This window comes from Streptomyces sp. NPDC056835 (assembly GCF_042789485.1).
Classification (GTDB): Bacteria; Actinomycetota; Actinomycetes; order Streptomycetales; family Streptomycetaceae; genus Streptomyces.
Map to the genome: position 1 here is coordinate 1 of NZ_JBHUBB010000024.1, position 17821 is coordinate 17821.

17 protein-coding genes and 2 pseudogenes are annotated in these 17821 nt (G+C 70.5%); 12 read left to right on the forward strand and 7 right to left on the reverse strand.

Annotation, left to right across the window (positions count from 1 at the left end; genetic code table 11):
• Positions 1-383: 383 nt before the first annotated feature.
• Complete coding sequence (locus ACFRMN_RS25455) at positions 384-1151, reverse strand: hypothetical protein (RefSeq protein WP_383023127.1); 768 nt, start codon at positions 1149-1151, stop codon at positions 384-386.
• A 133-nt stretch (positions 1152-1284) separates the two neighbouring features.
• Between ACFRMN_RS25455 and ACFRMN_RS25460 the strand changes: the two genes are divergently transcribed.
• Entirely contained in the window at positions 1285-2196 is a 912-nt protein-coding gene (locus tag ACFRMN_RS25460; protein ID WP_383023129.1) for a phosphatidylinositol-specific phospholipase C, read from the forward strand.
• A 162-nt stretch (positions 2197-2358) separates the two neighbouring features.
• On the opposite strand, the gene ACFRMN_RS25465 is transcribed toward ACFRMN_RS25460, so the two are convergent.
• From ACFRMN_RS25465 to ACFRMN_RS25475, 3 genes and pseudogenes are all read right to left on the reverse strand, one after another.
• The gene (locus ACFRMN_RS25465; protein ID WP_383023131.1) at positions 2359-3783 is read right to left on the reverse strand and encodes a sensor histidine kinase; all 1425 of its coding nucleotides are present in this window, start codon (positions 3781-3783) and stop codon (positions 2359-2361) included.
• 77 nt (positions 3784-3860) lie between these two features.
• Positions 3861-4583, reverse strand: a pseudogene (locus ACFRMN_RS25470) (response regulator transcription factor); the annotation flags it as partial.
• 199 nt (positions 4584-4782) lie between these two features.
• A complete protein-coding gene (locus ACFRMN_RS25475; protein ID WP_383023133.1) occupies positions 4783-5832 on the reverse strand; it encodes a S1C family serine protease in 1050 nt (349 codons plus the stop codon).
• Positions 5833-6104: 272 nt separating this feature from the next.
• Here ACFRMN_RS25475 and ACFRMN_RS25480 point away from each other — a divergent pair, with 272 nt between their 5' ends.
• The gene (locus ACFRMN_RS25480; RefSeq protein ID WP_383023137.1) at positions 6105-6647 is read left to right on the forward strand and encodes a GntR family transcriptional regulator; all 543 of its coding nucleotides are present in this window, start codon (positions 6105-6107) and stop codon (positions 6645-6647) included.
• 127 nt (positions 6648-6774) lie between these two features.
• Here the strand turns inward: ACFRMN_RS25480 and ACFRMN_RS25485 are convergent, their stop codons facing one another.
• Together ACFRMN_RS25485 and ACFRMN_RS25490 are read right to left on the reverse strand one after the other, a co-directional pair.
• Complete coding sequence (locus ACFRMN_RS25485) at positions 6775-7797, reverse strand: LacI family DNA-binding transcriptional regulator (protein ID WP_383023138.1); 1023 nt, start codon at positions 7795-7797, stop codon at positions 6775-6777.
• 23 nt (positions 7798-7820) lie between these two features.
• Positions 7821-8717 (reverse strand): response regulator transcription factor, encoded by an 897-nt coding sequence (locus tag ACFRMN_RS25490; RefSeq protein ID WP_383023140.1) that lies wholly within the window; start codon positions 8715-8717, stop codon positions 7821-7823.
• 258 nt (positions 8718-8975) lie between these two features.
• Here ACFRMN_RS25490 and ACFRMN_RS25495 point away from each other — a divergent pair.
• The 7 genes and pseudogenes from ACFRMN_RS25495 to ACFRMN_RS25525 form a co-directional block, all read left to right on the forward strand.
• A pseudogene (locus ACFRMN_RS25495) lies at positions 8976-9803 on the forward strand (alpha/beta hydrolase); the annotation flags it as partial.
• A gap of 51 nt (positions 9804-9854) precedes the next feature.
• Positions 9855-10109, forward strand: a complete 255-nt coding sequence (locus ACFRMN_RS25500; protein ID WP_383023330.1) for a MoaD/ThiS family protein — start codon at positions 9855-9857, stop codon at positions 10107-10109.
• A gap of 10 nt (positions 10110-10119) precedes the next feature.
• Positions 10120-11526 (forward strand): hypothetical protein, encoded by a 1407-nt coding sequence (locus tag ACFRMN_RS25505; RefSeq protein ID WP_383023141.1) that lies wholly within the window; start codon positions 10120-10122, stop codon positions 11524-11526.
• A gap of 200 nt (positions 11527-11726) precedes the next feature.
• The gene (locus ACFRMN_RS25510; RefSeq protein ID WP_383023143.1) at positions 11727-12476 is read left to right on the forward strand and encodes a DUF2993 domain-containing protein; all 750 of its coding nucleotides are present in this window, start codon (positions 11727-11729) and stop codon (positions 12474-12476) included.
• Positions 12477-12972: 496 nt separating this feature from the next.
• Positions 12973-13812 carry a sulfurtransferase gene (locus tag ACFRMN_RS25515; protein WP_383023145.1) on the forward strand — a complete coding sequence of 280 codons (840 nt, stop codon included), beginning with the start codon at positions 12973-12975 and terminating at the stop codon, positions 13810-13812.
• Positions 13813-13841: 29 nt separating this feature from the next.
• Positions 13842-14129 (forward strand): DUF1416 domain-containing protein, encoded by a 288-nt coding sequence (locus ACFRMN_RS25520; RefSeq protein ID WP_030353448.1) that lies wholly within the window; start codon positions 13842-13844, stop codon positions 14127-14129.
• 139 nt (positions 14130-14268) lie between these two features.
• Complete coding sequence (locus ACFRMN_RS25525; protein WP_383023147.1) at positions 14269-14619, forward strand: DUF3099 domain-containing protein; 351 nt, start codon at positions 14269-14271, stop codon at positions 14617-14619.
• Here ACFRMN_RS25525 and ACFRMN_RS25530 read toward each other — a convergent pair.
• On the reverse strand, positions 14613-14981 hold the full coding sequence (locus tag ACFRMN_RS25530) for a DsrE family protein (RefSeq protein WP_030353446.1): 369 nt from the start codon (positions 14979-14981) through the stop codon (positions 14613-14615). The two genes, ACFRMN_RS25525 and ACFRMN_RS25530, sit on opposite strands and share 7 nt — an antisense overlap.
• 119 nt (positions 14982-15100) lie before the next feature.
• Here ACFRMN_RS25530 and ACFRMN_RS25535 point away from each other — a divergent pair, with 119 nt between their 5' ends.
• The 3 genes from ACFRMN_RS25535 to ACFRMN_RS25545 all read left to right on the forward strand — a co-directional run bounded on the left by ACFRMN_RS25535 (position 15101) and on the right by ACFRMN_RS25545 (position 17672).
• Entirely contained in the window at positions 15101-15847 is a 747-nt protein-coding gene (locus ACFRMN_RS25535) for a hypothetical protein (RefSeq protein WP_383023149.1), read from the forward strand.
• Positions 15844-16716 carry a hypothetical protein gene (locus ACFRMN_RS25540; RefSeq protein WP_383023151.1) on the forward strand — a complete coding sequence of 291 codons (873 nt, stop codon included), beginning with the start codon at positions 15844-15846 and terminating at the stop codon, positions 16714-16716. The genes ACFRMN_RS25535 and ACFRMN_RS25540 overlap by 4 nt, the downstream gene beginning before the upstream one ends.
• Positions 16717-16847: 131 nt before the next feature.
• Complete coding sequence (locus tag ACFRMN_RS25545) at positions 16848-17672, forward strand: hypothetical protein (protein ID WP_383023333.1); 825 nt, start codon at positions 16848-16850, stop codon at positions 17670-17672.
• Positions 17673-17821 lie beyond the last annotated feature (149 nt).

The following is a 17821-nucleotide window of genomic DNA, read 5'->3' on the forward strand; positions in this document are numbered from 1 at the left end:
AGCTTCTTACGCCCCCGGTTGACCGTCCGGTCCCGGATCTCGAAGTCCATCGCATCCCCTGAGCTGGGGTGTTGCGAGGACCACTAGAACTCAAGACGCGCCGGGCGGGGCTTTTTCATGCCCTGACCTGGTGATTTCCTGACTCCCAGGGTGTACGGTCTACCCCGGGCCGCCCCCCTCGAAGCTGCACTTGCGGTGGAGGGTTGGGTGTCAAGGGTGACCGCAGGTCATCGGCGTAGCCGACGCGACGCAGGAGCGCCCTTGACACCCGACCCGGAACCGCGAAACTCAGAGCTCAGGGGCGGCCCCCACCCGCCATCAAACCCCCGGGTGACCCCGACTACCCCCCGGCACGAACCCGCACCCTCACCCGCCCCCGCCCCTCAGCTCCAGTCGAACGTCAGTAGCGCCAGCCGCTCAACAGGCTCGAAGAACAGCAGAATCCAGTCGGCGCCGCCGCGCCGGTAGTGCCAGCCCGGCACCGCCGCCACGAATCGGAACGCGTTTCCGGCCGGGCTCACCGGCCATGCGCGGTTCTCGTCGAACTCAAGCCGGAACAGGTCGGGATCAGCCCAGTTGCCCTGGTCCGCGTAGCCGCCGAGCTGGTCGAGCAGCGCCACCCCGTCGGTAGCCCCGTACACCGGAGTCCCGTCGTCGTCGCGCATGAACAGTCGGCCGTCGCGCCGGAACGCGTCCCGGTGCGTCCGGTAGCTCAGCTCCTGGCTCTCGCAGTGCTCGTCGAGCGCGGCGCGGAACCCTGGCCAGGGTTCCGGCACCTCCTCGGGGGTGGTCGCCCGCGCGAAGTACCGTACGTCGCCGAGTAACCGGTACCGGTCGTCCTCCAGCGCGAACCCGAGCCAGTTGGGCGTCTGCAATGTGGAGTGGAAGTCCCGGGTGTGGTCGCCGAGATAGCCCTCCGCCGGTTCCAGCGGGCTGACCAGATGGATCCACCCGTGCCAGGCCGGGTCGACCTGCGCGAGGTCGATCGAGATCAAGGGGTGCAGATGCCGGGCCAGTTCGACCTGGTCGCCGACGAACACGTCCGTGGGTTCGGGGTAGACCCGCAGGCCCGTTCCGGCCGTCATGATGCCCTCCCGCATCCGGTGGGCCCCTCCTCTGCCCGCCCCCGTGAGTACCTCTTCCTCGGACATTGACGCCCCTCCCGCGACCACCGATCAAAATGATGATCAACCTTAGCCGTCCGCCGATGCGCTGTTCCTTGCGTGTCGTGTACCGGTCATAATCCGAGGGCTGACCCCCCATTCCTTACGGAGGCACCCTCTTATGAGCACGCGTACAAGCGCGCATATCGGTACGCATATCGGTACGCGCCGTGGCTTTTTGGCCGGCGCGTTCGCTGTTTCCGCCGCCGCCCTGATCGGTGCGGCCCCGGCCGTGGCCGCGCCACGGCGCGCGCTCGCCACGTACGACTGGATGGGCGGCTTCGCCGACTCCACCCCCGTACAGCGACTGACCATCCCCGGCACGCACAACTCCGGCGCGCGCTCCGGCGGTCTCTGGGTGGCCTGCCAGGACACCACCATCGCCGAGCAGTTGAACAGCGGTGTCCGGTTCCTCGACGTCCGCTGCCGGGCGTTCGAGAACGCGTTCACGATCCACCACGCCGCGTTCTACCAGAACCTGAACTTCGACGATGTACTGAACGCGTGCCGGGACTTCCTCCGGGCCAACCCCTCCGAGACCGTCCTGATGCGCGTCAAGCAGGAGTACTCCGGTGAGAGCGACGCGGAGTTCCGGCGGATCTTCGACACCTATCTCGACGGCAAGGGCTGGCGCTCCCTCTTCCGGCTCGACGGCAATCTCCCGACGCTCGGCGAGGCGCGCGGACGGGTCGTCCTGCTCGCGGACAACGGGGGACTGCCCGGGGTGCGGTACGGGGACGCCGGGCTCTTCGACATCCAGGACGACTACCAGGCGGAGCCCGGTGCCAAGTACCCCAAGATCGAGGCGCACTTCCGCAAGGCGGCCCAGCAGCCCGGGAAGATGTTCATCAACTACGTGAGCACGGCGGCCCTGCTGCCGCCCCGCTGGAACTCCGACCGGCTGAACCCGCAGGTCCACACCTTCCTCGACGGAGCCGAGGCGAGCGGTTGGCGCGGGCTCGGGATCGTCCCGCTGGACTTCCCCGCCACCCGGCCCGGACTGGTCGAATCGCTCATCCGCCACAACGGCTGATCGAGGACGACGCAGAACGAAGCAGGACGACCGAGGACGACCGAGGACGACGCGAGATTGACGCGAGAACGACGCGAGGCCCCCGGAACCGGCCGCTCAGGAATCCCGGCCGCCGGTCCGGGGGTCTCAGCCCTTCCGGGGTCTCAGACCGCTCCGGTGGACTCAGACCGCTCCGGGGGTCTCCGGCGGCGGTTTCGGCGCCCCCGGGATACGGATCGCCGCCACCGTCCCGCCCCCCGCCGCCTGGCGCAGCGCGATCTCGCCGCCCGTCTGCTGGACCGTACGCGCCACGATCGACAGCCCCAGACCTGAGCCCGGCAGCGCGCGGGCCGACGGCGAGCGCCAGAACCGTTCGAAGACGTGCGGCAGCTCGTCGGCCGGGATGCCCGGGCCGTGGTCCCGTACGGTCAGTTCGCCGCTCGCGCTCAGCGACACCTCCACCGAACCGCCGGACGGGCTGAACTTCACCGCGTTGTCGAGGACGTTGATCAGCGCCCGTTCGAGGGCGGCCGGCTCGGCCCGTACGTACCACGGGCTGAGCTCGGCGCTGATGGCCAGATCGGGCCCGCGCAGCCGTGCCCGCTCCAGCGCGCTCTCCACGACGTTGTGCAGCGCGACGACCTGAAGCGGCCCCGGATCGGCGGCGTCCGGTCGCGACAGCTCCTGGAGATCACCGATGAGTGCGGCCAGCTCGGTCATCTGCGCCTTGACGGACGCCATGAGCGCCTTGCGGTCGTCGGGCGGGATCGCCCGGCCCGTCTCCTCGCTGCGGGCGAGCAGCTCGATATTCGTACGGAGCGAGGTGAGCGGGGTCCGCAGCTCGTGCCCGGCGTCGGCGATCAGCTGCGACTGCCGGTCCCGGGAGGACGCGAGTGCGGCGGTCATGGAGTTGAAGGAGCGGGACAGCCGGGCGATCTCGTCCTCGCCCTCGACGGGGATACGGATGGCCAGATCCTCGGTCCGCGCCACATGCTCGACTGCCCGGGTCAGCCCGTCGACGGGCCGCAGCCCCGACCTGGCGACCCAGAGCCCGGCCGCGCCCGCGCCGATCACGCCGACGCCGGCGACGGCGGTGAGCAGCAGGGCGAGCCGGTTCAGGGAGGCGTCGATCTCCGCGAGGGGACGGGACACGGTGACGGCGACCTGGGTGCCGGGCCGGTAGAGGGTGGCCCTCGTGAAGACGCGGACTTTGGCCCCGCCGTCGGTGACGCTGTTGTGGAGCGAGTCACGCAGGGTGCCGGTGGCGACCGCCACATCCTGCGGCTGGACCTTCACAGGCTCCGAGTACGAGGCCACACAGCGGGTGCCGTCGCTCAGGACCACCTGGACATAGGCGAAGCCGGTCCTGTTCTCGGGGCTGGTCGGGGCGCCGCAGTTGTTGAGCGCGTCCTGCACCGCGGGCTGTTCGGCTCTGGTGTTCCTGAGCGAGTTGTCCAGCTCGCTCTCCAGCTGCGTGCGCGTCAGCAGCCAGCAGGCCACCGCCGCGACCGCGACCGCCACCGCGACCGCCGTGGCGACCAGCAGCGCGAGACGGGAGCGGAGCGGCAGCGTACGGAGCCGGTGGAGCGGGCCCGTCGGACCGGTCACGCCGGGCCACCCGTCCCGGCGCCCGCGCCCGCCCCACCGCCCGCGCCACCGCTCCCCGCCCCGCCGCCCGCGCCGCCCGCCCCGTCGCCGCGCAGCGCGTACCCCACGCCCCGCACCGTGTGGACCAGCCGGGGTTCACCGCCGCTCTCCGTCTTCCGGCGCAGATACATCACGTACACATCCAGGGAGTTGGAGCTCGGCTCGAAGTCGAAGCCCCACACCGCCTTGAGGATCTGCTCCCGGGTCAGCACCTGTCTCGGGTGCGCCAGGAACATCTCCAGCAGGGTGAATTCGGTACGGGTCAGCTCCACCCGCCTGTTTCCGCGCGTCACTTCGCGCGTCGTCAGGTCCATCCGCAGATCGGCGAAGGCCAGCACATCGTCGTTGGGCTGATCGCCGGCCGGGGCCGCCGCGTACGAGCTGCGTCGCAGCAGGGCGCGGATCCGGGCGAACAGTTCGTCCAGCTCGAAGGGTTTGACCAGGTAGTCGTCGGCGCCCGCGTCCAGCCCCGTGACCCGGTCACCGACCGTGTCGCGGGCCGTCAGCATCAGGATCGGCACCTTCGAGCCGCTTCCCCGGAGCCTGCGGGCCGCCGTCAGGCCGTCCATCCGTGGCATCTGGATGTCGAGGACGATCAGATCCGGACCGTAGGCCGCGGCCTTGCCGAGCGCGTCGATGCCGTCGACGGCGACCTCGGTCCCGTATCCGTCGAAGGCGAGGCTCCGCTGGAGGGCCTCGCGTACGGCGGGCTCGTCGTCGACGATCAGGATCCGCTGGGGATCGCCTTCGGCGGGACTCATGTCGCTACTACCTCGTCAGTCGGCTCGGTGGCGGAACGGCGGAACGGTGGAACGGGCTGGAACGGTGGAACGGTGGAACGGTCGGACAAAGGTCAACGGTCGCACGACCCGGCGCGGCCCGTGCTAACAGCGTCGCACGCCCGCCCGCCCCACGACGGCTCGCGCCCAGCGGTTCGTACCGCGGCCGTTCCCCCGGGGATCAGCCGGTACCGCCGGAGCGCAGTGCCGCGAGGTCCGACTTGACGGTGTTGACGGGGATGGCGAAGCCCAGCCCCACGCTGCCGGCGCCGGAGCTGCCGGACGCGGACGACGAACTCGGCGCGTACATCGCGGAGTTGATGCCGATGATCTCGCCGTTCATATTGATCAGCGCGCCACCCGAGTTGCCGGGGTTGAGCGAGGCGTCCGTCTGGAGCGCCTTGTACGTGGTCTTCGAGGAGCCGGTGTCCCCGTTGAACTGCTGCCCGCCGAACTCGAACGGCCAGTTCCCCCCGCCCCGCTGCTGCGGTTGCTGCTGCTGGCTCGGGTCCTGCTCCTTGGCCACGGTGACATCGCGGTTGAGCGCCGAGATGATGCCGCTGGTGACGGTGCCGGTCAGGCCCTCGGGGGAGCCGATCGCCACGACCTGGTCGCCGACCTTCGCCTGGTCGGAGTTGCCGAGCGTGGCCGTCTTGAGGCCGCTCGCGCCCTCCAGCTTGATCAGCGCGAGGTCCTTGTCCGCGTCGGTGCCGACGACCTGGGCGGTATAGCTCTTCCCCGTGCTGAGCTGGACCTTTATCGAGGAGGCCCCGGCGATCACATGGTTGTTGGTGACGATCTCGCCGTCGGACGTGATGATCACGCCCGAGCCGGTGGACTCACCGCTCGTGGAGGTCGCGTTGATCTCGACGATGGCGGGGGCCACGGCCTGGGCGACCCCGGCGACCGTACCCGCGCTGCTCTGCGAGACGGTCGTCCCGCTGACCGCCGTGCCGGTGCTGTCGGTGCCGCCGCCGGTGTAGTTCCCGACCAGGGCCGCCGTACCGCCGCCGACGACCGCCGCGGCGATGGCCACGGCGGCGAGCAGCGCTACCGGCCGCCTGGCGCGCCGGTGAGCGGTGACGGTGGCGGTGCCGCCGGCGGGAACGGTGGGACCGTACGAGGGCGGCGGCGGGTACGCCGAGCCCTGGAACCCCTGCCCCTGGAACCCCTGGGTGGGGTGGTGCTGTTCGCTGCCTTCGTCGCCGCTGCCGCGGTAGTAGTCGGTCATGACTACGACTGTCGGCGGCGTAGATGAGAACGGGCTGAGGAGGCCCTGAGAAGGGCAACAAAACCGCGTATGCCCCATATAAAGGCCGCGCGCCACGCAAGCCGAGGCGGCTGCTTCCTGCGGCCCACGACTCCCCCGGGCATCCAGCACCGGCCGGCTTCCCGCCGCTGTTCGCGAGAAGCGGCAGGATTGCTGAGGGGGGTCGTGAGTGGCGATGGCTCACCGTGTAAAGCGGCAAGGTCGAGGTCGTGTCAGCGGCACAGGAGGACGTTATGAGCGCCGGCGAATGGGTCAGTACCTCGATGCCGTATCTGACACCACCCGGTGAGGGCCAACCCGACGCGTGGGGCGCGGAGTCGGCGGCACGGGGGCGGCGGGGTGGTCAGCGGATCGTCGGTGCGGGCGAGGTGGCGGCTTCGGACGAGGTGGCCGGATTGCTCTGCGTCGCCGTGGGGGAGTTGGTCGTTGTGCGGAGGCGGGTGATGTTCCTGGAGGACCTGCCCTGCGAGCTGACCGACACGTACTACCCCGCTTCCATCGCACACGGCACGCGTCTCGCCGGGACAGCGAAGATCCCCGGCGGAGCCGTCGCTCTCCTCGCCGAGCTGGGGTACGTCGGTGTACGCGTCCGGGAGGACGTGACCGCCCGGATGCCCGCGGAGGAAGAGCGCGAAGCCCTGTGCGTCGAGCCGGGCGAGCCGGTGCTGCGCCTGACCCGGGTCACTCTCGACAGGGAGGACCGGCCCATCCAGCTCGACAAGATGACCATGCCCGCACACCGGCAGCGGCTGCGCTACGAGATGAGGATCGGATGACGGCCGTGCCTACGCGTGAGCAGTGTGAGCAGTACGAAGCACTCCGGTTGCCCGGCGATCTGCCGGTGCTCCGGCGCCAACATCCGAGCCCATGGCCCACGGCCCAGCGCCGGCGACCGGACGGCGGTTACGCGCAGCCGCAGGAGCGGCGCACGATCAGCGCCGACGGGAACTGCTTCACCCGTTCCCGCCGCGACCCCGCCACCCGCAGCCCGTCGTCCAGTACGAGATCCACCGCGGCCCGCGCCATCGCCGGCCGGTCCGAGGAGATCGTCGTCAGCGGCGGGTCCGTGAGGCCGGCTTCCTTGACGTCGTCGAAGCCCGCCACCGCCAGCTCGCCGGGGACGTCGATCCGCAGTTCGCGGGCGGCGCGCAGTACGCCGATCGCCTGGTCGTCGGTGGAGCAGAAGATCGCCGGCGGCCGGTCGGGGCCCGCCAGCAGCTCCAGCGCGACCTGGTACGCGTCGTACCGGTTGTAGAGCGCCCGGAAGAGGCGTCCCTCCACCGGCCGCCCGGCCTCCAGCATCGCCCGCCGCCAGCCCTCGACGTGGTCGGTCACCGGGTCGCCGATGACCGGGGTGGACTCGACCCCGCCGAGGCAGGCCACGTACGGATGGCCGTGCTCCAGCAGATGACGGGTGGCGAGCTGGGCGCCGCCGATGTCGTCGGTGACGACCGCTACGTCGTCGATGCCCTCTGGCCGCTCGTGCAGCAGTACGACCCGGGCGTCCCAGGCCTCTATCTCGGCCGCCGCGCGCTCGCTGGGGCCCTGGCTGACCAGGATCAGCCCCGACACCCGCATGCCCAGGAAGGCCCGCAGATAGTGGACCTCCCGCTCATTGCGGTAGTCGGAGTTGCCGACGAGCACCATCTTGCCGCGCTCGGCCGCGGCCTGTTCGACCGCGTGCGCCATCTCCGCGAAGAAGGGCTGTCTCGCGTCCGGCACGACGACCCCTATGAGGTCGGTCCGCCGCGAGGCCATCGCCTGGGCGACCCGGTCGGGCCGGTAGCCCAGCTCCTTGATCGCGGCGACCACCCGCTCGCGCGTGGCCGGGGCGACCGGCCTCGGTCCGTTGTTGATGACATAGCTGACGACAGCGGTGGACGTACCCGCCAGTCGTGCCACATCGTCCCGCGTCACCTTGGCCACGCGCGGAGTCTACGCGTGGTGACCTACCGCTTGGCGGGTCGCACGGCATTTTCTTGTGTGGCGTCCAGTCCGGCGGCCGTGTCGTCGTCCCCGGGGTCCTCGGCCTTCTCGTGCCGGGGCTCGGGGTGGGACCCGTTGCGGGACCCGTTGTGCGACCCGGTGTGCGACCCGGTGTGGGACGACTCCGCGGCGGCGTTCCCGCGCGTCCCTTCGGACGCCCGGTCGGCTTTCTCCGAACCGCGCTCGCCCTTCTCCGGGGTGACGAATCGGTAGCCGACGTTCCGTACGGTCCCGATCAGCGACTCGTGCTCGGGGCCGAGCTTCGCGCGCAGCCGCCGTACGTGGACGTCGACCGTTCGCGTACCGCCGAAGTAGTCGTAGCCCCAGACCTCCTGGAGCAGCTGGGCCCGGGTGAAGACCCGGCCGGGGTGCTGCGCGAGGTACTTGAGCAGCTCGAACTCCTTGAAGGTCAGGTCAAGGACCCGCCCCTTGAGCTTCGCGCTGTAGGTCGCCTCGTCGACCGACAGATCACCGTTGCGGATCTCCATCGGGGAGTCGTCGGTCGAGATCTGCTGCCTGCCCATCGCGAGCCGCAGCCGGGCCTCGACCTCGGCCGGACCCGCCGTGTCGAGCAGTACGTCGTCGATGCCCCAGTCCGCGGTGACGGCGGCGAGACCGCCCTCCGTCACGACGAGGATCAGCGGGCAGCCCGGTCCGGTGGACCGGAGCAGCTGGCAGAGCGACCGCACCTGCGGAAGGTCGCGCCGGCCGTCGATCAGAATGACATCGGCACCCGGGGTGTCGACGAGAGCGGGCCCTTCGGCGGGGGCCACCCGCACGTTGTGGAGCAGCAGTCCAAGAGCAGGCAGCACCTCCGTCGAGGGCTGGAGTGCGTTGGTCAGAAGCAGCAGAGAACTCATCGCCGCCCACCTGCCTCGGCCGGACTGTTGTCATACACGGTTCGCTTGCCCATTACGTCGGTTCCTCCTCGGTCCCTGCGAGGACGTATGCGGCACTGCTTGTCCTACGTGGTGCCGGTCGCGGATCCCTCGCCCTGAGGCCGCGGCCGTGATGTCCGTGTCTTCCGTCTGTGTCATCTGTCTGTAACAACGGACGGGAAACACAAAAGGACCCGGGGGCTACATTGCCCGGATCCTCTTCGCAGCAGAATAACCCACATGTGCTCGGCACCAGAGGGTCAATCCCGCAGATCACCAGATTCCCCGCGTGCCCGGAGCACCCGGCGCACGGTCCTCAGGACCGTGGACGGGGTCCCCATCGAGGCGGTGTACGAGCCGTGTACGGCGGGTTTCGGGCAGGATTTCCGGGCGGACGCCGGGACCGCGATCGTGCTCGCACACGGGTTCACCGGGTCAGTCGACAGGCCCGCCGTACGACGGGCGGCGCGGGTGTTCGCGCAGCGTGCGGCCGTCGTCACGTTCTCCTTTCGCGGGCACGGCCGCTCGGGCGGGCGCTCCACGGTCGGCGACCGCGAGATCCTCGATCTGGCGGCGGCCGTGGAATGGGCCCGCGCGCTGGGCCATTCGCGTGTCGTGACCGTCGGCTTCTCCATGGGCGGCTCCGTGGTGCTGCGCCATGCCGCGTCGCACAGGGGGCGCACAGGTGCGCGGACCGACGCCGTGGCCGCCGTGAGTGCTCCCGCCCGCTGGTACTACCGGGGAACGGCCCCGATGCGACGCCTGCACTGGGTGGTGACGCGGCCCCTGGGCCGGCTCGTCGGCCGCTACGGATTGCGTACCCGTATCCATGACCGGGACTGGGATCCGGTGCCGCTCTCCCCGGTCGAGTCCGTCCCGCTGATCGCGCCGGTCCCGCTGCTCGTCGTACACGGCGACCGCGACCCGTACTTCCCGCTGGACCATCCCCGCGCGCTGGCCGGGGCCGCGGCTCCGGGCGCCGCCGAACTGTGGCTTGAGCCGGGTATGGGCCACGCCGAGAACGCCGCCGACGACGCGCTGCTCGCCCGTCTCGGGGAGTGGCTGACGGACGCGCGAGTGCCGTCGGCCATCATGGGAGCCGACGAAAGGAGCGCCGCCATGGCATCGGGCACGATCCGCTACTGGGCCGCGGCCAAGGCCGCCGCGGGCACGGCGGAGGAGCCGTACGCGGCGGACACCCTGGCCGACGCGCTCGCCGCCGCGCGGGTGAGACACCCGGGCGAGCTGGTCCGCGTACTCCAGAGGTGTTCCTTCGTCGTCGACGGTGACCCTGTGGGGGCCCGTGGGCATGAGACCGTACGGCTTGCCGAGGGCGGCACGGTCGAGGTGCTCCCGCCGTTCGCAGGAGGGTGAACCGCAGCACATGAGCGACGACGATCAGCAGTATCGATACGGCCAGGGCCAGGGCCAGGGCCAGAGGCAGGGCTACGGCCAGGGCGAGTACGGAGACCAGGCGCAGGCGCGGGGGCCGGCGCCGTACGGGGACCAGGCGCCCGACCAGGCTCAGTACGACCAGTACGGCCGCCCGCGGCAGCCGTTCCACGGCACGAACGGGGCCTACCAGGACCCGCACCCGGGCCCGGGTGCCTCGCAGGGCTGGACAGAGCCCCAGTACCAGCCGCAGGCCCACCAGGAGCCCGCCGCGCAGACGTGGGAGGGCCAGACCTGGGACACCCAGTATCAGCCGCACGTCCAGCCGCACGTCCAGCAGTCGCAGGGCCAGGCTCACGCGTACCGGCCCCAGCCACAGCAGGCCGCTGCCGCCGCCGACACCGCGTATCTGCCGCCACAGGCCGCCTACCCGCTGCCCCCGGAGGTCCCCTCGGAGGTGCCGTCGCCCGCCTCGGCGCCGTACGCGCCCCAGGCCTCGGCCCAGCCCCAGGCCCCGGCCCAGCCCCAGCCCCAGAGCCAGGCACCCTTCACCGCTGCCCCGGGCACCGCGCCTACCGGCGGCACCACGCCTCCCGGGTCCGCCGACGGCTACAGCGCGCCCACCACCATGGGCAACGCCCGGATCACCGACGCCCAGCGCGCCCGCGCCGAGGGCCGCTCGCCGATCATCCCGCCGGGCATCCAGCCCGCCGGGCTGACCGCCCTGCTCGGCCTGCTGCTGGCCGGCGGCGCGGCCATCGGGCCGTACGCGCTGCTCGTCCCGCTCGTCCTGCTCCAGGCCGTCACGGCGGCCGGCTGGTTCCGGCTGAACGGCATGTGGCCCGCCAGGCAGGGCATCGCGCTCGCCTTCCTCGGCGGGATCACCGCCGATATCGCCCTCCTCGCGGCGGGCAGGGAGAACGCTCCCGCCGCGATCATCGGCACGCTCGGTGTGTGGGTGCTGCTCGTCGTCGTCCTGCAACTGCGCAGCCGCGCGAGCGCCGACGAGCGGATGACGGGCCTGATGGCCACCGTCGCCTCGACCGCGCTCGCCATCCTCGCCACGGGCCAGCTCGCGGCCGTGCCGGACGCGGCGGTCGTCGGCGGGGTGGCGGTCGCCGCGGCGACCGTGGCCCGCGCGCTGCCGCTGCCGGGGTTCGTCTCGGTCGTGGTGGCCCTGCTGGCCGGCGCGGGCGCCGGGATCGTGGCGGGCGGGATGACGGACCTGGGCGGCCAGGGCGCGCTGCTGGGGCTCGGCGCGGGGGTCTGCGCGCTGGTCGGGCTGCGCGCGGCGAGCTACGACTACCCGTCCCGCTTCGTGCACATGACCGCCGGAGTGGCGCTGCCGCTCACGGCCGCCGCCCCCGCCGTCTATCTGCTGGGCCGCATGCTGGTCTGACCCGGACCTGGCCGGACTGACCCGAAGCGACCCGACCCGGATCCGACAGGGCCTGACACGCCAGTGACGTACGGCGCACGGCCGGCGGGGAACCGTACGTCCGCGCCGGACGTCGATCACTCCGACATGCGGCCAACCCGACTGGCGTTACGCTCGCGGTCGTCAGGGGGCAGAAACGATCAGGTGGGGGACACCGAACCATGCGCGCACTGCGGATACTGCTGATATTCCTTGTGATCTTCGGCGGGCTGTTCGTCGCCGCGGACAGGGCCGCGGTGTACTTCGCCGAGAGCGAGGTCGCCGACCGGGTCAGATCGAGCGCGGGGCTGAGCTCCCAGCCCGACGTGTCCATCAAGGGCTTCCCCTTCCTGACCCAGGTCCTCGGCACCTCGCTGGACGAGGTCGAGATCAGCCTCGACGGCGTCAACGCCACGGCGGACGGCCACGCGGTCCGGGTGACCCAGGTCAGGGCCGCGCTGAAGGACGTCAAGATCGACAGCAGCTTCTCGTCCGCCGTGGCCGGGCAGGCCGACGGCTCGGCGCGCATCTCGTACGCGGACCTCGCCAAGTCGGCGCCCAAGGGCGCGACTGTCGGCTACGCGGGCGCCGAGCGGGCCGCGAAGGGTGAGGTCAAGGTCTCGGGGCCGCTGACGGACGTGCTGGAAGGCGCGGGCATCGAGATCCCGGACACGGTCAAGTCCCTGCTGGGCGGCCGGAGCGTCACGGCGTACAGCACGGTGACGCTGGACGGCGGTGACACGGTCCGGCTGAAGGCCGCGACCCTTCCCGAGCTGCCGGTGCCCGGCATGGACGAGCAGGTGCGGGACGTGGTCGATTACGACCTGAAGATCGACGGACTGCCGTCGACCGTCAAGCTCGACAAGGTCACCGCGGCCGAGGACGGTCTGCACTTCTCCGGCACCGGGTCGAACGTCTCCCTCACGGGCTGAGCCATCGCCCGACCGCGGTGATGTGCCGGGTCAGCGCGGTCCGGAGTGCGGGTAACCGGATGGTGAGACGTCGGCGTCCGCTCCTCAGATGGCGGCGGGACATCGGCAGCGGGCCGGTCGGCGGACACCGGCCCGACCATACGATCGTCTCGCCTTTTGGACGATCGAGTCTCAGAATGTGACACCCCGGTGACATGTTCGCCGGGACGTCCCTACGATCGGACGTATGAAGCAACAGGCGGACTTCACAAAGCGGCGGGCAGTTGACCTGTGCCGCGTCGCCGCCATGCTCTGTCGCACCGTCTGAGCGGGACGTTCGCGTCCCGTTTCCCCCGGGCCCTTCGAGATTCTCAGGGCCACCCCGCGCGCCGTACGCCCGCCCGGGCCCCGTGCCCGGAAGCCGCGGCGGCAGCCGGGTCCAGCACCTCGCAGCACCCCGCCGCACTTCCCCAAGCTCTTACGAGCAGGGGAGACCCCATCCCCGGAGGAGAACAGCATGAGCCGCAGCGACGTCCTGGTAGACGCCGACTGGGTCGAGGCCCACATCGACGACCCGAAGGTGGTCATTGTCGAGGTCGACGAGGACACCTCGGCCTACGACAAGAACCACATCAAGAACGCTGTCAGGATCGACTGGAAGAAGGACCTCCAGGACCCGGTCCGCCGTGACTTCGTCGACCAGGAGGGCTTCGAGAAGCTTCTGTCGGCCAAGGGCATCGCCAACGACGACACCGTCATCCTCTACGGCGGCAACAACAACTGGTTCGCGTCCTACGCGTACTGGTACTTCAAGCTGTACGGGCACGACTCCGTCAAGCTCCTCGACGGCGGCCGCAAGAAGTGGGAGCTGGACTCCCGCGACCTGGTCGACGCCGTTCCGACGCGTGCCGCCACCACGTACCAGGCGAAGGCCCAGAACACCTCGATCCGCGCCTTCCGTGACGACGCGGTCGCCGCGATCGGCACGCAGAACCTGGTCGACGTGCGCTCGCCCGACGAGTTCAGCGGCAAGCTGCTCGCTCCGGCGCACCTCCCGCAGGAGCAGTCGCAGCGTCCGGGGCACATCCCGACCGCGCGCAACATCCCGTGGTCGAAGAACGCCAACGACGACGGCACCTTCAAGTCGGACGACGAGCTCAAGGAGCTGTACGCCGAGGAGCAGGTCGACCTGACCAAGGACACCGTCGCCTACTGCCGTATCGGCGAGCGCTCCGCGCTCACCTGGTTCGTGCTGCACGAGCTGCTCGGTGTCGAGAACGTCAAGAACTACGACGGCTCGTGGACCGAGTACGGCTCGCTCGTCGGTGTGCCGATCGAGCTCGGCGCCAACAAGTAATCACGCCCCGACCCGGAGGACTGAACAGTATGTGTGGAGCACAGGCCGGCGGCCCCGACGCTTCGACGATCAAGCCCGGTGAGACCACCATCCAGGGTTCCGTGACCCGCGACGGCGAGCCCGTCACCGGTTACGTACGCCTGCTGGACTCGACCGGAGAGTTCACCGCGGAGGTCCCGACCTCGGCGACCGGCCAGTTCCGCTTCTACGCGGCGGAGGGCACGTGGACGCTGCGCGCTCTCGTGCCGGGCGCCACGGCGGACCGTACGGTCGTCGCGCAGACCGGGGGCCTCTCCGAGGTCGCGATCGCGGTCTGAGCTCTGAGCTCTGAGCTCTTTCTTGTCACCGGAGGGCCGCACCCCGCTTGGGTGCGGCCCTCCGTGCTGTACGTGCTGTACGTGCCGTACCTGCCGTACGGCAGGCTGATCCCGGTAATTCCGGACGTACACTGAAAATATGTACGCGCGACGCCGTCGTCGGTACTTCCTGCTCATGGGCGTGTGTCTGGTGCTCTTCGTCTCCGCCTGGACGTTCGTGCGCGATATTTCGGTCCCCGCCGCCGTCGCCCTCACCCTTGTCGCGATGTTCATACCGCCGGCCGCCGCCATCGTGGGCAACACCAAGGACAAGACCGACCGCTGGTGGGACGATCCGCCGGACGACGCTCCGTCCGAGTCCGAGAAGTGGCTGGACGAGCTGGACCACAGGAAGGGTCATGAGCGGCGGGAGCGGTACGGCGCGAGCCATGGCGACGAGCCCGGCGAGAGGCCGGACCGGAGACCGGGTGGGAGACCGGGCGGTCAGTAGACGAGCGCCTGTACGCCGTCCGCCATGATCTCGCTGACGAAGACCTGAGCCCCGGCGATCCGTACCCCGTCCAGCACATCCTTCTCCGTGATGTCCCGCCGGGCCGCGCACTGCGTGCACAGCGTGATCAGGCCGGCGGCCTGGATCGACTCGATGAGTTCGGGCAGTGGCGCGGAGTGCGGCAGCTCGAACTCCGCCGCCCGGCCCGGCAGCGCGAACCACGCGGACTCACCCGTCAGCCACAGCGAGACCTCCACCCCACTGGCCACGGCGACAGCCGCCACGGTGAACGCCTGGGAGCAGCGCTCGGGGGCGTCGGCCCCGGCGGTCACTTTGATCACGAGCTTCTTCGCGGAGTGCATATGCGGAACTGTAATCCGCGCGGATACAACCACTCCCTCCGTCCGCCGGTCAGATCTGTGCGCGGGTAACGGAATCCGTGCCTCAGGCCATGCGCCTCAGGTCTCGTGGGGGGACCCCTTTGGAAAATCGACGAAGACGAAGACGCGGTCGTACGACCCTGCTCATCGCCGCCGCGGCCGTGCTCGGCGTCGTCGCGGGAACGGCCACCGGGTACGCGGTCCAGGCCGAACGCGAGCCGACGCCCCTGCCGGTGCTCGCCCAGCCGGGCATCGGGTATCCCGCGAAGTCCCTGCCCGGCGGGAAGGAAGCGGAGCCGCTGTCCGCGAAGGAGGACACCCGGGTCAGGACGGACGGTGATCTGCGCAAGCTGCTGGTCGGTAAACCCTCCGGTGCGGAGGAAGCCTTCCCGGACTGGCTCAACGACGGGTGGATGTCGCTCGACATGTACGCCCTCGACTTCCAGGAACCGAGCGTCATGTTCCAGGACTTGACGAGGGACGGCTTCCGCCGGGCCGTGGGCGCGTCCTGGACACAGGGCGAGAACCGCGAGGTGAACATCTTCCTCGTGCAGTTCCGGGCCAGCTACACCTTGGGTGCGGCCGTTCACGCGGAGGGGCAGCGGTCCTACATGCCCGACGACGAGGAGTACAGCGCGGGCAACTCCGGTGATCCCATCAAGGGCAGCGGCAACGGCCGTTACTACCTTTACAAGCCCGAGCGGAAGGCCGGTTATCTGCCGTTGTACCGCGCCCGCGCCATCGCCCATCGCGGTGACGTCATGGTCGACATCAACATGTTCGACACCAAGCCGATCAGCAAGAAGGACATCCGGACGCTGGCCGAGCGGCAGGTGGAGCGGCTGTGAACGACGACCTGGAGACGCCTCCGCCCGCTGACGTGTCGCCTGCTGACGTGTCGCCCGTCGAAGCGTCGCCCGCCGACGTGCCCCCCGTCGACACGAATCCCGTAGACACGAATCCCGCCCCGCGCGCCCGCGCGCGCCGGCTCGTCGGGACCGTCCTGCCCGCCGTCCTCGTCCTCGGTGCCATCGCCGGCGGCCTCGGCTTCATCAAGACCACCGTCGACGGGGCCGACAGGACCGCACCGACCACGGTGTGGACGAAGACGATCAGACAGCCGGGCGACGATCCCGCCGGGGACTTCGCCAAGGGCCGTACGGAAACCGAACTCAGCAAAAGACTGCTGCCCGTGCCGGCGGGCTACACCCTCGGTCCCGACGTGGAGGGGTACGGCCACGACGGGTACGGCAACGACGGTGAGCTGACCGACAAGCAGGCGACGGCGCTCATGAAGTCCGCGGGCAAGGGCCTCTCCGGCTCGCTGCGCCGGGCGCTGAACAAGGAGATCGACAAGCTGGGCGTCAAGGGCATCGCCGTGCGCTCGTACTCGGCGGATATGGCCGATCTCGTCGCCGAGGTGTATCTCATGCGGACCGAGAACAGTCAGTTCCTGCGGAGTTGGTACGCGGCGGAGACGGACTGGCCCGGTGCCCGCAAGGGCCCGAAGATCGAGGGACACGGGAAGGCGCGGTGCTTCCTGGCACCGAAGTCCGGCGGCGAGTTCGACCTCGACTCGATGCGGTGTGTGGCGTACGACGGCGACCTGGCCGTCACGCTCCTCGCGTCCGGCGTGAAGCCGTTCGACTCGGCTGCCGCCGCCGAGCTGATGAAGGATCAGCTCGACCACATCGCATCCCCGGGGAAGTACGTATGACCGAGCAGATCACCCCGTCGGCGGAGCCCGGTCCCACGGAGCCCGGTCCTACAGAGCCTGGCCCCACGGAGCCCGGCCCCACGTCCACAGAGCCCGGTCCGGCGGCTCTCGTACCGCCGCCGCTGCCGCCCATGCCCCCGCAGCCGCCGCCGCAGCCGCCGCAGCCGCCCGTCGTGCACACCCCCGCCCCCCGGCCGCCCCGCCGGGTGCTGCGCGCGGTCGCCCGCTGGACGGCCGCCGCGGTCGTCTTCGCCGGGCTCGGCACCGGCGCCGCGTACGGCATCAGCTCGATGGAGCGCACCGACGTACCCGGGCTCGCGACACAGGACGACGGCCGCTGGGACTATCCGCGGCTCTCCCTGCCCGCCCTGCCGGCCGGTTCCCCGCGCCCCTTCACCGAGGGCAATACCGGCGAGATCCACTACACCGATCCGCGTGAGCTGCTGCTCCCCGCCCCCGCCGGGGCCAGCGCGGACAAGAAGCTGACCGGCGGCTGGGTGAGCACCGAGCAGTACGCGTCCGAGTACGCCGAGGACCGTCGGGCCGGTCTCCGGCAGGCGCTGCGCGACCAAGCCGTACGGCATATCGCGGCCCGCGGCTGGACCATGCCGGACGGCACCTCCTCGCGCGTCTATCTGCTGCGCTTCCAGTCGGCCGCGTCCGCCCAGGAATTCAAGGACGCGGAGATCGGGTCCGGGGCCGACGGGGGCGTTCCGCTCGTCGGGGCGCCGACGACCGACATCGACGAGGGCTGGTCGGACTCGCTGGCGAGTGCCGTGGAAAACACCTCGGCGGAGCTGTTCCTGGAGCCCGCGCCGTACGGCGGTACGCAGATCCGTCAGGCGTATGTCGTCGCGGGCGACATCCTCGCGCTGATCGTCCATGAGAAGAAGGGCGGCGCCGCGGCCGTTCCCTTCCGACAGACGGTGATCCTCCAGAACCAGCTTCTCGGCTGAGCCTGGACCATCGGGCCCCTCCCGAGTGTCCCGGTATGCGACGGAGTACCTCGCCGAGAGGGCCGGGCCCCCACCCATTAGGCTGGGGCCCGGCCCTTACCGCCCACACCGCTCATCCGAGGAGCACGCCGTGCTTGAGGCTTTCTTCA

Coding starts and splice junctions, on each gene's coding strand:
- ACFRMN_RS25455 (WP_383023127.1), bottom strand. CDS start 1,151: ATGTCCGAGGAAGAGGTACTCACGGGGGCGGGCAGAGGAGGGGCCCAC.
- ACFRMN_RS25460 (WP_383023129.1), top strand. CDS start 1,285: ATGAGCACGCGTACAAGCGCGCATATCGGTACGCATATCGGTACGCGC.
- ACFRMN_RS25475 (WP_383023133.1), bottom strand. CDS start 5,832: ATGACCGACTACTACCGCGGCAGCGGCGACGAAGGCAGCGAACAGCAC.
- ACFRMN_RS25480 (WP_383023137.1), top strand. CDS start 6,105: ATGAGCGCCGGCGAATGGGTCAGTACCTCGATGCCGTATCTGACACCA.
- ACFRMN_RS25490 (WP_383023140.1), bottom strand. CDS start 8,717: ATGAGTTCTCTGCTGCTTCTGACCAACGCACTCCAGCCCTCGACGGAG.
- ACFRMN_RS25500 (WP_383023330.1), top strand. CDS start 9,855: ATGGCATCGGGCACGATCCGCTACTGGGCCGCGGCCAAGGCCGCCGCG.
- ACFRMN_RS25505 (WP_383023141.1), top strand. CDS start 10,120: ATGAGCGACGACGATCAGCAGTATCGATACGGCCAGGGCCAGGGCCAG.
- ACFRMN_RS25510 (WP_383023143.1), top strand. CDS start 11,727: ATGCGCGCACTGCGGATACTGCTGATATTCCTTGTGATCTTCGGCGGG.
- ACFRMN_RS25515 (WP_383023145.1), top strand. CDS start 12,973: ATGAGCCGCAGCGACGTCCTGGTAGACGCCGACTGGGTCGAGGCCCAC.
- ACFRMN_RS25520 (WP_030353448.1), top strand. CDS start 13,842: ATGTGTGGAGCACAGGCCGGCGGCCCCGACGCTTCGACGATCAAGCCC.
- ACFRMN_RS25525 (WP_383023147.1), top strand. CDS start 14,269: ATGTACGCGCGACGCCGTCGTCGGTACTTCCTGCTCATGGGCGTGTGT.
- ACFRMN_RS25530 (WP_030353446.1), bottom strand. CDS start 14,981: ATGCACTCCGCGAAGAAGCTCGTGATCAAAGTGACCGCCGGGGCCGAC.
- ACFRMN_RS25545 (WP_383023333.1), top strand. CDS start 16,848: ATGCCCCCGCAGCCGCCGCCGCAGCCGCCGCAGCCGCCCGTCGTGCAC.